This is a genomic window from Escherichia sp. 93.0816 (genome assembly GCF_013368855.2).
GTDB classification, from domain to species: domain Bacteria; phylum Pseudomonadota; class Gammaproteobacteria; order Enterobacterales; family Enterobacteriaceae; genus Escherichia; species Escherichia ruysiae.
In genome coordinates, this window is sequence record NZ_JABWNC020000003.1 from 127,366 (window position 1) to 141,159 (window position 13,794).

Here is a 13,794-nt window from a genome sequence, read left to right on the forward strand (position 1 = left end):
ACAACACTCAATATGCAACGAATCATTTTAATCATCATTGGCTGGCTGGCGGTAGTGTTGGGTACGCTGGGCGTGGTATTACCGGTATTGCCGACTACGCCGTTTATCCTGTTGGCTGCCTGGTGCTTTGCCCGCTCTTCCCCGCGTTTTCACGCCTGGCTGCTGTATCGCTCATGGTTTGGTAGCTATTTACGCTTCTGGCAGAAATACCATGCAATGCCGCGTGGCGCAAAACCACGGGCGATTTTATTGATACTCGTGACTTTTGCTATTTCACTGTGGTTTGTGCATATGACGTGGGTACGCATTTTGTTGCTGGTGATCCTCACTTGTTTGCTGATTTTTATGTGGCGAATCCCGGTGATTGATGAAAAGCAAGAAAAGCACTGAAGCACAACAATCGCTGTTGCAATTATCGCGCACAGCCAGTACATTCTGGCGTTTTCGAGCACAGGCGCAGGCGGTCAAAGGTTAAACAAAAGTTACTTTTGATACGTTTAAAACGCGCCGTGAGTACCACCGTAACAAGCAGGCATACACTTATGACCGCGACTGCACAGCAGCTTGAGTATCTCAAAAATAGCATCAAAAGCATTCAGGACTACCCAAAACCCGGCATTCTGTTCCGTGATGTCACCAGCTTACTGGAAGACCCGAAAGCTTACGCTCTCAGCATCGACCTGCTGGTTGAGCGTTACAAAAATGCGGGTATTACCAAAGTTGTCGGCACCGAAGCACGTGGCTTCTTGTTTGGTGCTCCGGTAGCATTGGGTCTGGGCGTAGGTTTTGTACCGGTACGTAAACCGGGCAAACTGCCGCGCGAAACCATCAGCGAAACTTACGAACTGGAATACGGCACCGATAAGCTGGAAATCCACGTTGATGCCATTAAACCTGGTGACAAAGTATTGGTAGTCGACGATTTGCTGGCAACTGGGGGCACCATTGAGGCGACTGTGAAACTGATCCGTCGTCTGGGCGGTGAAGTCACTGACGCTGCATTCATCATTAATCTGTTCGACCTCGGCGGTGAACAGCGTCTCGAAAATCAAGGCATTACCTGTTATAGCCTTGTCCCGTTCCCGGGCCACTAATTTTCGACAGCCCGCGCCATGGGCAGCACAAGATGTACATTCAGCCTCGCCGTTCTGACGGGGCTGTGTTAGCATTACCCCTTCGTGAATCCACCTTCCAGCGTTTCAGAGCCTGCCAATGAGTTATCAGGTCTTAGCCCGAAAATGGCGCCCACAAACCTTTGCTGACGTCGTCGGCCAGGAACATGTGCTGACCGCACTGGCGAACGGCTTGTCGTTAGGGCGTATTCATCATGCTTATCTTTTTTCCGGCACCCGTGGCGTCGGAAAAACCTCTATCGCCCGACTGCTGGCGAAGGGGCTAAACTGCGAAACAGGTATTACCGCGACGCCGTGCGGCGTATGCGATAACTGCCGCGAAATCGAACAGGGGCGCTTTGTTGATCTGATTGAGATCGATGCCGCCTCGCGCACCAAAGTCGAAGATACCCGCGACCTGCTGGATAACGTTCAGTACGCGCCAGCGCGCGGTCGCTTTAAAGTCTATCTGATCGACGAAGTGCATATGCTGTCGCGGCACAGCTTCAACGCACTGTTAAAAACCCTTGAAGAGCCACCAGAGCATGTGAAGTTTCTGCTGGCAACCACCGATCCGCAGAAATTGCCGGTGACGATTTTGTCGCGCTGTCTGCAATTTCATCTCAAGGCGCTGGATGTCGAGCAAATTCGTCATCAGCTTGAGCACATTCTCAACGAAGAACATATCGCCCACGAGCCTCGGGCGCTGCAACTGCTGGCGCGCGCCGCTGAAGGCAGCCTGCGAGACGCGTTAAGTCTGACTGACCAGGCGATTGCCAGCGGTGATGGTCAGGTTTCGACCCAGGCGGTCAGTTCGATGCTCGGTACGCTCGACGACGATCAGGCGCTGTCGCTGGTAGAAGCGATGGTGGAAGCCAACGGCGAGCGCGTAATGGCGCTGATTAACGAAGCCGCTGCCCGTGGTATCGAGTGGGAAGCCTTGCTGGTGGAAATGCTCGGCCTGCTGCACCGCATTGCGATGGTACAACTTTCGCCTGCTGCGCTTGGCAATGATATGGCCGCCATTGAGCTGCGGATGCGTGAACTGGCACGCACCATACCGCCAACAGATATTCAGCTTTACTACCAGACGCTATTGATTGGTCGCAAAGAATTACCGTATGCGCCAGACAGACGCATGGGCGTTGAAATGACGCTATTGCGCGCGCTGGCGTTCCATCCGCGTATGCCTCTACCTGAACCGGAAGTGCCGCGCCAGTCCTTTGCGCCAGTCGCGCCTACGGCAGTAATGACGCCAATGCAGGTGCCGCCACAGCCGCAATCAGCGCCGCAGCAGGCACCGACCGTACCGCTCTCAGAAACCACCAGCCAGGTGCTGGCGGCGCGCCAACAACTACAGCGCGCACAGGGAGCAACCAAAGCAAAAAAGAGTGAACCGGCAGCCGCTACCCGCGCGCGGCCGGTGAATAACGCTGCGCTGGAAAGACTGGCTTCGGTTACCGATCGCGTTCAGTCGCGTCCGGCACCATCGGCGCTGGAAAAAGCGCCAGCCAAAAAAGAAGCGTATCGCTGGAAGGCTACCACCCCAGTGATGCAACAAAAAGAAGTGGTCGCCACGCCAAAGGCGCTGAAAAAGGCGCTGGAACATGAAAAAACGCCAGAGCTGGCGGCGAAGCTGGCGGCAGAAGCCATTGAGCGCGATCCGTGGGCAGCACAGGTGAGCCAACTTTCGCTACCAAAACTGGTCGAACAAGTGGCGTTAAATGCCTGGAAAGAGGAGAACGGCAACACGGTGTGTCTGCATTTGCGCTCCTCTCAGCGTCATTTGAATAACAGCGGTGCACAACAAAAACTGGCTGAAGCGTTGAGTACGTTAAATGGCTCAACGGTTGAACTGACTATCGTTGAAGATGATAATCCAGCGGTGCGTACGCCGCTGGAGTGGCGTCAGGCGATATACGAAGAAAAACTTGCGCAGGCGCGCGAGTCCATTATTGCGGATAATAATATTCAGACCCTGCGTCGATTCTTCGATGCGGAGCTGGATGAAGAAAGTATCCGCCCCATTTGATCGTAAGCACAGCTTACGATCGTCATCCTTAACGTGATTGAGAGAGAAACCTATGTTTGGTAAAGGCGGTCTGGGCAACCTGATGAAGCAGGCCCAGCAGATGCAAGAAAAAATGCAGCAGATGCAGGAAGAAATCGCGAAGCTGGAAGTGACCGGCGAATCCGGCGCAGGTCTGGTGAAAGTGACCATCAACGGCGCACACAACTGCCGTCGCGTAGAGATCGACCCTAGCCTGCTGGAAGACGACAAAGAGATGCTGGAAGACCTGGTGGCTGCGGCATTCAACGATGCAGCACGTCGTATCGAAGAAACTCAGAAAGAAAAAATGGCCTCTGTTTCCTCCGGAATGCAGCTGCCGCCTGGCTTTAAGATGCCGTTCTGATGCAAACCAGCCCGCTGTTAACACAGCTTATGGAAGCACTGCGCTGTCTGCCGGGCGTTGGCCCGAAGTCGGCGCAGCGTATGGCGTTCACGCTGCTTCAGCGCGATCGTAGCGGCGGGATGCGTCTGGCGCAGGCGCTCACCCGGGCGATGTCGGAAATCGGCCACTGCGCCGATTGTCGCACCTTCACCGAACAGGAAGTCTGTAACATCTGTTCAAACCCGCGTCGTCAGGAAAACGGTCAAATCTGCGTGGTGGAGAGTCCGGCGGACATCTACGCCATTGAGCAGACGGGGCAGTTTTCAGGCCGTTATTTTGTGTTGATGGGACACCTGTCACCGCTGGACGGCATCGGACCGGATGATATCGGACTTGATCGTCTGGAACAGCGTCTGGCGGAGGAAAAAATCACCGAAGTGATCCTCGCCACCAACCCAACGGTCGAAGGTGAAGCCACCGCTAACTACATTGCCGAGCTTTGCGCGCAGTATGACGTGGAAGCCAGCCGTATTGCCCACGGCGTACCGGTTGGCGGCGAACTGGAAATGGTCGACGGCACCACGCTGTCGCACTCACTTGCCGGGCGTCATAAGATTCGTTTTTAAGCAAACGAGAGCAGGATCACCTGCTCTCGCTTGAAATTATTCCTCCTTGTCCCCATCTCTCCCTCATCCTGTTTTTAACCTTAAAATGGCATTATTGAGGTAGACCTACATGAAAGGACAAGAAACTCGTGGTTTTCAGTCAGAAGTGAAGCAGCTTCTGCACCTGATGATCCATTCTCTCTATTCCAATAAAGAAATCTTCCTGCGTGAGCTTATCTCTAACGCCTCCGATGCGGCGGATAAGCTGCGTTTCCGCGCGCTCTCTAACCCGGATCTGTACGAAGGTGACGGCGAACTGCGCGTTCGTGTCTCTTTCGACAAAGACAAGCGCACGCTGACTATTTCCGACAACGGCGTGGGGATGACCCGCGACGAAGTGATCGACCATCTGGGGACTATCGCTAAATCCGGCACCAAATCGTTCCTCGAATCCCTGGGTTCTGACCAGGCGAAAGACAGCCAGCTGATCGGTCAGTTTGGTGTTGGTTTCTACTCTGCGTTTATCGTGGCCGATAAAGTGACCGTGCGCACCCGTGCGGCAGGTGAAAAACCAGAAAACGGCGTATTCTGGGAATCGGCGGGCGAAGGTGAATACACCGTTGCCGATATCACCAAAGAAGATCGCGGTACTGAAATTACCCTGCATCTGCGCGAAGGCGAGGATGAATTCCTCGATGACTGGCGCGTGCGTTCCATCATCAGCAAATACTCCGACCATATCGCGCTGCCGGTAGAGATCGAAAAACGCGAAGAGAAAGACGGCGAAACCGTTATCTCCTGGGAGAAAATCAACAAAGCGCAGGCGCTGTGGACTCGTAACAAGTCGGAAATCACCGATGAAGAGTACAAAGAGTTCTACAAACACATCGCCCACGACTTTAACGATCCGCTGACCTGGAGCCACAACCGCGTTGAAGGTAAGCAGGAGTACACCAGCCTGCTGTACATCCCGTCCCAGGCTCCGTGGGATATGTGGAACCGCGATCATAAACACGGCCTGAAACTGTATGTTCAGCGTGTGTTCATCATGGACGACGCAGAACAGTTCATGCCGAACTATCTGCGCTTCGTGCGTGGTCTGATTGACTCCAGCGATCTGCCGCTGAACGTTTCCCGTGAAATCCTCCAGGACAGCACAGTAACGCGTAACCTGCGCAATGCGCTGACCAAGCGTGTACTGCAAATGCTGGAAAAACTGGCGAAAGACGACGCGGAAAAATACCAGACCTTCTGGCAACAGTTTGGCCTGGTACTGAAAGAAGGTCCGGCGGAAGATTTCGCTAACCAGGAAGCGATCGCCAAACTGCTGCGTTTTGCTTCTACTCATACCGACTCTTCTGCGCAAACCGTGTCTCTGGAAGACTACGTTTCCCGCATGAAAGAAGGGCAGGAGAAAATCTACTACATCACCGCAGACAGCTACGCGGCAGCGAAGAGCAGCCCGCACCTGGAACTGCTGCGTAAGAAAGGCATCGAAGTTCTGCTGCTTTCCGACCGCATCGATGAGTGGATGATGAACTATCTGACTGAGTTCGATGGTAAACCGTTCCAGTCCGTGTCTAAAGTTGACGAGTCGCTGGAAAAACTGGCTGACGAAGTTGATGAAAGCGCGAAAGAAGCGGAGAAAGCACTGACTCCGTTCATCGATCGTGTGAAAGCACTGCTGGGCGAGCGCGTGAAAGATGTGCGTCTGACTCACCGTCTGACCGATACGCCAGCGATCGTTTCAACCGACGCTGACGAAATGAGCACCCAGATGGCGAAACTGTTCGCTGCGGCGGGCCAGAAAGTGCCAGAAGTGAAATACATCTTCGAACTGAACCCGGATCACGTACTGGTGAAACGTGCGGCAGATACTGAAGATGAAGCGAAGTTCAGCGAGTGGGTGGAACTGCTGCTGGATCAGGCGCTGCTGGCAGAACGCGGCACGCTGGAAGATCCGAACCTGTTTATTCGTCGTATGAACCAGCTGCTGGTGTCGTAAGCCTTTTACCCCCTTACTCTAACCCTCTCCTCAAAGGGGAGAGGGGATCGATCGTGCAGATATTAAAGAACTGCGCTGGTTTTCACCCTCGCCCCTTTGGGGAGAGGGTCGGGGTGAGGGGCATCAACCGCACTTTCCCCCAAACTTTCTCCCCTTAACCGTTTCAGCCCCAGGTGCCTTTCTTGAGGCAATCGCCTTATGGTGGTATCGTTTATCGCTTTTTCAAAAAATTCGACACATTTTAAGGGGATTTTCGCAATGCGTATCATTCTGCTTGGCGCTCCGGGCGCGGGGAAAGGGACTCAGGCTCAGTTCATCATGGAGAAATATGGTATTCCGCAAATCTCCACTGGCGATATGCTGCGTGCTGCGGTCAAGTCTGGCTCCGAGCTGGGTAAACAAGCAAAAGACATTATGGATGCTGGCAAACTGGTCACCGACGAACTGGTGATCGCGCTGGTTAAAGAGCGCATTGCTCAGGAAGACTGCCGTAACGGTTTCCTGCTTGACGGTTTCCCGCGTACCATTCCGCAGGCAGACGCGATGAAAGAAGCGGGCATCAACGTTGACTACGTTCTGGAGTTTGACGTACCGGACGAACTGATTGTTGATCGTATCGTAGGCCGCCGCGTTCACGCGCCGTCTGGTCGTGTTTATCACGTTAAATTCAATCCGCCGAAAGTCGAAGGCAAAGACGACGTTACCGGTGAAGAACTGACTACCCGTAAAGACGATCAGGAAGAAACCGTGCGTAAACGTCTGGTTGAATACCATCAGATGACTGCGCCGCTGATCGGCTACTACTCTAAAGAAGCGGAAGCGGGCAACACCAAATACGCGAAAGTCGACGGCACCAAACCGGTTGCTGAAGTTCGCGCGGCTCTGGAAAAAATCCTCGGCTAATCAAGTTGCAGCAGATCTGCTTTCGGGCAGGTCTGCTCATCCTCCTCAGGCAATACCTCTCACAGCAATTAGTTCTTCTTCCTCACTTTTCCGCTACAATTATCAACAAGTTGAATCGATAAGAGGCGGTAATGCGTCAAACTAAAACCGGTATCCTGCTGGCAAACCTGGGTACGCCCGATGCCCCCACTCCTGAAGCGGTAAAACGCTACCTGAAACAATTTTTAAGCGACAGACGCGTAGTCGATACTTCACGGCTGTTGTGGTGGCCATTGCTGCGCGGCGTGATTTTGCCGCTGCGCTCGCCGCGTGTGGCGAAGCTGTATGCCTCTGTCTGGATGGAAGGTGGCTCGCCACTGATGGTTTACAGCCGCCAGCAACAGCAGGCGCTGGCACAACGTTTACCGGATACGCCCGTGGCGCTGGGAATGAGCTACGGCACGCCATCGCTGGAAAGCGCCGTAGATGAACTACTGGCTGAACATGTTGATCATATCGTGGTACTGCCGCTCTACCCGCAATACTCCTGTTCAACGGTCGGTGCGGTGTGGGATGAACTGGCTCGCATTCTGGCGCGCAAACGTAGCATTCCGGGGATATCGTTTATTCGTGATTACGCCGATAACCACGATTACATTAATGCGCTGGCGAATAGTGTTCGCGCCTCTTTCGCTAAACATGGCGAACCGGATCTGCTGTTGCTCTCTTATCATGGCATTCCGCAACGTTATGCGGATGAAGGCGATGATTATCCGCAACGTTGTCGCACAACGACCCGCGAGCTGGCTTCTGCGCTGGGAATGGCACCGGAAAAAGTGATGATGACCTTTCAGTCGCGCTTTGGTCGGGAACCCTGGTTGATGCCTTATACCGACGAAACGCTGAAAATGCTGGGAGAAAAAGGTGTCGGCCATATTCAGGTGATGTGTCCGGGCTTTGCTGCGGATTGTCTGGAAACACTGGAAGAGATTGCCGAGCAAAACCGTGAAGTCTTCCTCGGTGCGGGCGGAAAAAAATATGAATATATTCCGGCGCTTAATGCCACGCCGGAACATATCGAAATGATGGCTAATCTTGTTGCCGCGTATCGCTAAAGCTGGGCGGTAAAGAATTGTGCGCCGTCGCGAAGAGCATCGTCGGCGGTTTTCATCATCCGTGAATAATGCAAAAAGGCGTGCAGCGTTCCTGGGTAGAGTCTGAACTCACAGGGCTGCTGATGCGCCGCCAATGTCTGGTAAAGCAGGTGACTGTCATCCAGCAGCGGATCGAATTCTGCACCGGCGATATAGCAGGGGGGCACATCGCGAGTGAGATCGTTATTAAACAGGCAGTAATACGGCGACTCGCGGTCTGCTTCGTTGCTTAAATACGCCTCTTCATACATCTGCAAATCCTGTTGCGTTAAGCCATCCCAGTCACCGCCCAACAGACGGCGAGTCACGGAATCGCGTAATCCGTAAAGCCCATACCACAGCAAGACGCCCACAACTTTGCCGCAATCGATCTGCTTATCACGCAACCATAAAGCACTGGCGAGCGCCAGCATGGCGCCAGCGGAATCACCGGCAAAACCAATGCGTGACATATTGATCTGATAATCGCCCGCCTGCTGGTGGAAGTAACAACAGGCAGCCACGACTTCTTCTATCGCTTGCGGAAAACGCGCTTCAGGCGAAAGGGTGTAATCAACACCAATCACCGTACACTGGGTGTACTTTGCCAGCAGGCGCATAATGCGATCGTGGGTATCAAGATTGCCGAGAATAAAACCGCCGCCATGCAGATAAAACAACGTCGCCGGGCTATCCGGGTTCGGACAAAATTGCCGTGCTTCTACCTGACCATATTTTGTCGGAACCGCGTAAGCTCTGGTTTCCATTTCTGGAGCGCCAGCGTTCCAGAATCGGCGCTCAAGCGTGTAATGCTGGCGTTGTTCGGCAATCGTTCCCGTTGCGGGCCAGGGCGGTAAATCGGGCTGATGAGTATTAACAACCGCCTTCATTTCGGCAGAGATTAGCTCCAGCACGGGTAGTTTGTTTTCCGGCTTCATGCAAAAACTCCTTTCAAATTGCGTCATTGTAAGGAACATCTCCCATGAAAATGCGATCCCGTCGGCTGATATTGAAACTGCCTGCGTCTCGCGCGTTCAGGCATGATTGTGTTAACATTCGCCGCTCAGTTAACCACCCGTAAAAACAACCATGAAATTTCCCGGCAAACGTAAATCCAAACATTACTTCCCCGTAAATGCACGCGATCCGCTGTTGCAGCAAATCCAACCAGAAAACGAAACCAGCGCAGCCTGGGTGGTCGGTATCGACCAGACGCTGGTGGATATTGAAGCCAAAGTGGAAGACGATTTTATTGAACGTTATGGATTAAGCGCCGGGCATTCACTGGTCATTGAAGATGATGTTGCTGAAGCACTTTATCAGGAGCTGAAACAGAAAAACCTGATTACTCATCAGTTTGCAGGTGGCACTATTGGCAATACCATGCACAACTATTCTGTACTGGCAGACGACCGTTCGGTGCTGCTGGGCGTGATGTGCAGCAATATTGAAATTGGCAGCTACGCCTATCGTTACTTGTGCAATACATCCAGCCGTACCGATCTTAACTATCTGCAGGGCGTGGATGGTCCGATTGGTCGTTGCTTTACGCTGATTGGCGAGTCTGGCGAACGTACCTTTGCTATCAGTCCAGGTCATATGAACCAGTTACGGGCAGAAAGCATTCCGGAAGATGTTATCGCCGGAGCGTCGGCGCTGGTATTAACGTCCTATCTGGTGCGTTGCAAGCCGGGTGAACCGATGCCGGAAGCGACCATGAAAGCCATTGAGTATGCCAAAAAATACAACGTACCGGTGGTGCTGACGCTGGGTACTAAATTTGTCATCGCCGAGAATCCGCAATGGTGGCAGCAATTCCTCAAAGAACACGTCTCCATCCTTGCGATGAACGAAGAAGAAGCCGAAGCGTTGACCGGAGAGAGCGATCCGCTGCTGGCATCTGACAAGGCGCTGGACTGGGTAGATCTGGTGCTGTGTACCGCCGGGCCCATCGGCTTGTATATGGCGGGCTTTACGGAAGACGAAGCGAAACGCAAAACCCAGCATCCGCTGTTGCCGGGCGCTATCGCGGAATTTAACCAGTATGAGTTTAGCCGCGCCATGCGTCATAAAGATTGCCAGAATCCGCTGCGTGTCTATTCGCACATTGCGCCGTACATGGGCGGACCAGAAAAAATCATGAACACCAATGGTGCCGGAGACGGTGCGCTGGCCGCGTTGTTGCATGACATTACCGCCAACAGCTATCACCGCACTAACGTGCCAAATTCCAGCAAGCATAAATTCACCTGGCTGACTTACTCGTCGTTAGCGCAGGTGTGTAAATATGCCAACCGCGTCAGTTATCAGGTGCTTAACCAGCATTCGCCACGCTTAACGCGCGGTCTGCCGGAGCGAGAAGACAGCCTGGAAGAGTCTTACTGGGATCGTTAAGCCATCGAACCAATGACAGTCGGATGCGGCGTAAACGTCTTATCCGACCTACGGAAGATGGCACCTGTGGGCCGGATAAGATGCGGCAGCATCGCGTCCGGCAATGGAGTCAATGTATTACCCCGTCACCACCTCGCCCGCCGGTGGCGTTTCCAGCAGTTCCAGCATAGTACGGGCGATTTCACGCTCACCCATCACCACCTGATTCGCGCCACGTTCGGTGATATACGCCACCTCATCGTCATAATGGGCGCGGGCGATAATCTCAATATCCGGGTTTTTGGCACGAGCAGAGGCCACAATCTCGCCAGCTTCGTAACCGTTAGGAATGGTCAGAATCAGCCATTTCGCGCACTCCAGATGCGCAAGGTGCATAATCTCTTCGTTCGCCGCGTTGCCCAATACCGCGCGAACGCCACGCTCACGCAGTTCATCGACACGGGTTCGTGATGTTTCAATCACCACTAACGGAATATCAGAGGCGAGTAATTTCTCCCCCAGCAGACTGCCTACACGACCGTAGCCAACCAGTAGCGCATGGTTGCAAATATCCACCGGGATCTGCTTCTCTTCTTCGATAGCCTCTTCCAGCGTCTGTTCTTCCAGCGTTTCGGTCTTTGCCAGATATTTTTCCAGCAGCGCGAACAGCACCGGGTTGAGCATAATCGACAGGATCGCGCCTGCCAGTACCAGGTTTTGCCCGGCCTGCGGCAGTAAATTTAATGCCATTCCCAGCCCCGCCAGGATAAACGCGAACTCACCAATCTGCGCGAGGCTGGCGGCGATGGTTAACGCCGTGCGCTGGGAGTGACCAAACAATCGAACGAGGAACAGTGCCGCAACTGATTTACCAAACAGAATAATCGCCAGCGTTGCCAGCACTGCCAGCGGTTGCTGAATCAGAATTAACGGATCAAATAGCATCCCAACGGAGACGAAAAACAGCACCGCAAACGCATCGCGCAATGGCAGCGTATCATGCGCCGCGCGGTGGCTAAGTTCGGATTCATTTAGCACCATCCCGGCGAAGAATGCGCCGAGTGCAAAGGAGACGTCAAACAGTTCTACCGCACCAAAAGCAATGCCTAATGCCAGTGCCAGCACCGACAGGGTAAACAGTTCACGCGAACCGGTTGCTGCGCTTCGCGCCATAATCCACGGCACCAGACGGCGACCCACTAACATCATAATGGCGATAAATGCCACCACCTTGCCGATGGTGATCCCCATATCAACCGCCAGCGTCGCAAAGCCCACGTCGCCCTGTTCCAGCATTCCGGCCACTGCGGGCAGCAACACCAGCGTCAGAACCATTACCAGGTCTTCCACAATCAACCAGCCGATGGCGATTTGCCCGCGCTGGCTGTCTATCAACTGCCGTTCTTCAAGCGCACGCAGCAGTACCACGGTACTGGCGGTAGAAAGACACAAACCGAACACGATGCCAGTCATTAACGACCAGCCGATCACGGCAGAAAGAGCCATACCCAGCAACGTCGCTACCGCTATCTGGGCGATCGCGCCGGGAATGGCGATGGACTTTACCGCCATCAAATCCTTGAGCGAAAAATGCAAACCGACGCCGAACATCAGCAAAATAACGCCCAGCTCCGCCAGCTCTGGTGCCAGTTTGGTATCGGCAACAAACCCTGGAGTAAAAGGTCCTGCCAGCACGCCCGCTAACAGATATCCCACCAGAGGAGAAATACGCAGTTTATTAGCAATCATGCCGAGGATAAAAGCGAGCACAAGGCCGCCAACAATGGTGGTGATAAGCGGGGTGGCGTGATGCATTCCGTCTCCTGTTCCTGGTGGTTGTTGTCCATTTTTGGCTGGGAAAACCAAAATTACAGGTAATAGTTTATGACAATTTCATGGTTGATGTTTATGAATAATTGTTGAATTTTGCAGAAAAATGGAATTAACCGCAAAAAAGGCACGGATCGGAAAAGTGATAAGGTGTAGGAAGAGGAAAGGCTTATGGCTACTGCAAAATGAGGCAGCCAAAGTTTACCTTTGGCTGCCTGGAAATCAGGATTTATGCCGGTTATCAGGCAAGAATATGGTCAACATACCAAGAAGTGGAAGGAAAGCACAGATTTTATAAACTAACTCGATACTGGTATGGTCGGCGATAAGCCCCAGAACCGCAGCACCCAGCCCTCCCATACCGAAAGCGAAACCGAAAAAAAGCCCAGAAACCATGCCGATACGCCCCGGAAGTAGCTCCTGAGCGTAGACCAGAATGGCAGAAAACGCCGAGGCGAGGATAAATCCAATAATCACCGTTAAAACCCCCGTCCAGTACAGGCTGGCGTAGGGTAAAATCAAGGTAAACGGCGCAACGCCGAGGATAGAGCCCCAAATTACATATTTTCGACCAATTTTATCCCCGACAGGCCCGCCAATCACCGTACCCGCCGCGACGGCAAACAGGAAGGCAAACAGATGAAGCTGGGCATTCTGGATAGATAATCCGAATTTTTGCATCAGATAAAAGGTGTAATAGCTGCTGATGCTCGCCATATAGAAATATTTCGAGAAAATCAGCACTAACAGCACGCAAACAGCCAGCACGACCTTATTACGCGGCAGTGGATTGATTATTATTGCTTTCGGTTTGCCTTTACTCATCCGATGCTGTGCAGAGTACCAACGGCTGATTTGCGCCAGAACCACGATAGCCAGCAACGCCGCCAGCACAAACCATGCAACGTTGCCTTTGCCGTAAGGGGCAATGATGACCGCCGCCAGCAATGGCCCCAACGAACTGCCAAAGTTACCGCCCACCTGGAAGATAGATTGCGCCAGGCCATGACGTCCACCAGACGCCATACGCGCCACGCGGGAAGATTCCGGGTGAAAGACCGAAGAACCCGTACCGACCAGCGCCGCCGCCAGCAGAACCGTGCCAAAACTACCCGCCAGCGCCAGCAGTATCAGGCCGCTCATGGTAAAGCACATGCCAATCGGTAATGACCACGGCATTGGGTATTTATCTGTCCAGTAGCCGACTACCGGTTGCAGCAGCGAAGAGGCGAGCTGAAAGGTGAGGGTAATCATCCCAATCTGCATAAACGTCAGGGAAAACTCTGACTGAAGCAGCGGATAAATCGCCAGAATTAGCGATTGGATCATGTCGTTCAGCAGATGCGAGAGGCTGATTGCGCCTAAAATACCAAATGATGTACGAGCCTTAGTGGTCGATGCAGCCGCGCCCGCCGCAGGCTGGGTTTGTTCACTCATTGCCATAGGAAAGTCACTTTTTTA

12 protein-coding genes and 1 other annotated feature are annotated in these 13,794 nt (G+C 53.2%); of the genes, 9 read left to right on the plus strand and 3 right to left on the minus strand.

The window, feature by feature from the left end:
- Positions 1-12: 12 nt before the first annotated feature.
- From HEM79_RS05350 to hemH, 8 genes are all read left to right on the plus strand, one after another.
- Positions 13-390, plus strand: a complete 378-nt coding sequence (locus HEM79_RS05350; RefSeq protein WP_001188909.1) for a DUF454 family protein — start codon at positions 13-15, stop codon at positions 388-390.
- 152 nt (positions 391-542) lie between these two features.
- On the plus strand, positions 543-1,094 hold the full coding sequence (apt, locus tag HEM79_RS05355; RefSeq protein ID WP_001515901.1) for an adenine phosphoribosyltransferase: 552 nt from the start codon (positions 543-545) through the stop codon (positions 1,092-1,094).
- Between the two features lie 118 nt (positions 1,095-1,212).
- The gene (gene dnaX, locus HEM79_RS05360; RefSeq protein ID WP_021550354.1) at positions 1,213-3,144 is read left to right on the plus strand and encodes a DNA polymerase III subunit gamma/tau; all 1,932 of its coding nucleotides are present in this window, start codon (positions 1,213-1,215) and stop codon (positions 3,142-3,144) included.
- Positions 2,477-2,541, plus strand: a sequence feature (DnaX frameshifting element). It overlaps the preceding gene by 65 nt.
- Positions 3,145-3,196: 52 nt before the next feature.
- The gene (locus tag HEM79_RS05365; protein ID WP_001515903.1) at positions 3,197-3,526 is read left to right on the plus strand and encodes a YbaB/EbfC family nucleoid-associated protein; all 330 of its coding nucleotides are present in this window, start codon (positions 3,197-3,199) and stop codon (positions 3,524-3,526) included.
- Complete coding sequence (gene recR, locus HEM79_RS05370) at positions 3,526-4,131, plus strand: recombination mediator RecR (RefSeq protein ID WP_001195025.1); 606 nt, start codon at positions 3,526-3,528, stop codon at positions 4,129-4,131. The genes HEM79_RS05365 and recR overlap by 1 nt, the downstream gene beginning before the upstream one ends.
- A 109-nt stretch (positions 4,132-4,240) precedes the next feature.
- Positions 4,241-6,115: a molecular chaperone HtpG gene (gene htpG / locus HEM79_RS05375; RefSeq protein WP_000678201.1), complete on the plus strand. Its 1,875-nt coding sequence runs from the start codon at positions 4,241-4,243 to the stop codon at positions 6,113-6,115.
- Positions 6,116-6,373: 258 nt separating this feature from the next.
- Positions 6,374-7,018 carry an adenylate kinase gene (gene adk, locus HEM79_RS05380; RefSeq protein WP_001313630.1) on the plus strand — a complete coding sequence of 215 codons (645 nt, stop codon included), beginning with the start codon at positions 6,374-6,376 and terminating at the stop codon, positions 7,016-7,018.
- A gap of 131 nt (positions 7,019-7,149) precedes the next feature.
- The gene (gene hemH, locus HEM79_RS05385; RefSeq protein ID WP_001250102.1) at positions 7,150-8,112 is read left to right on the plus strand and encodes a ferrochelatase; all 963 of its coding nucleotides are present in this window, start codon (positions 7,150-7,152) and stop codon (positions 8,110-8,112) included.
- On the opposite strand, the gene aes is transcribed toward hemH, so the two are convergent.
- A complete protein-coding gene (gene aes, locus HEM79_RS05390) occupies positions 8,109-9,068 on the minus strand; it encodes an acetyl esterase (RefSeq protein WP_176243033.1) in 960 nt (319 codons plus the stop codon). The genes hemH and aes overlap by 4 nt on opposite strands.
- Positions 9,069-9,219: 151 nt before the next feature.
- On the opposite strand from aes, the gene gsk reads away from it, so the two are divergent.
- Positions 9,220-10,524: an inosine/guanosine kinase gene (gsk, locus tag HEM79_RS05395; protein ID WP_000671589.1), complete on the plus strand. Its 1,305-nt coding sequence runs from the start codon at positions 9,220-9,222 to the stop codon at positions 10,522-10,524.
- Between the two features lie 117 nt (positions 10,525-10,641).
- Here gsk and ybaL read toward each other — a convergent pair whose 3' ends face one another.
- Together ybaL and fsr are read right to left on the minus strand one after the other, a co-directional pair.
- Positions 10,642-12,318: a YbaL family putative K(+) efflux transporter gene (ybaL, locus tag HEM79_RS05400; RefSeq protein ID WP_000546194.1), complete on the minus strand. Its 1,677-nt coding sequence runs from the start codon at positions 12,316-12,318 to the stop codon at positions 10,642-10,644.
- A gap of 237 nt (positions 12,319-12,555) precedes the next feature.
- A complete protein-coding gene (gene fsr / locus HEM79_RS05405; protein WP_001251623.1) occupies positions 12,556-13,776 on the minus strand; it encodes a fosmidomycin MFS transporter in 1,221 nt (406 codons plus the stop codon).
- Positions 13,777-13,794: the final 18 nt, after the last annotated feature.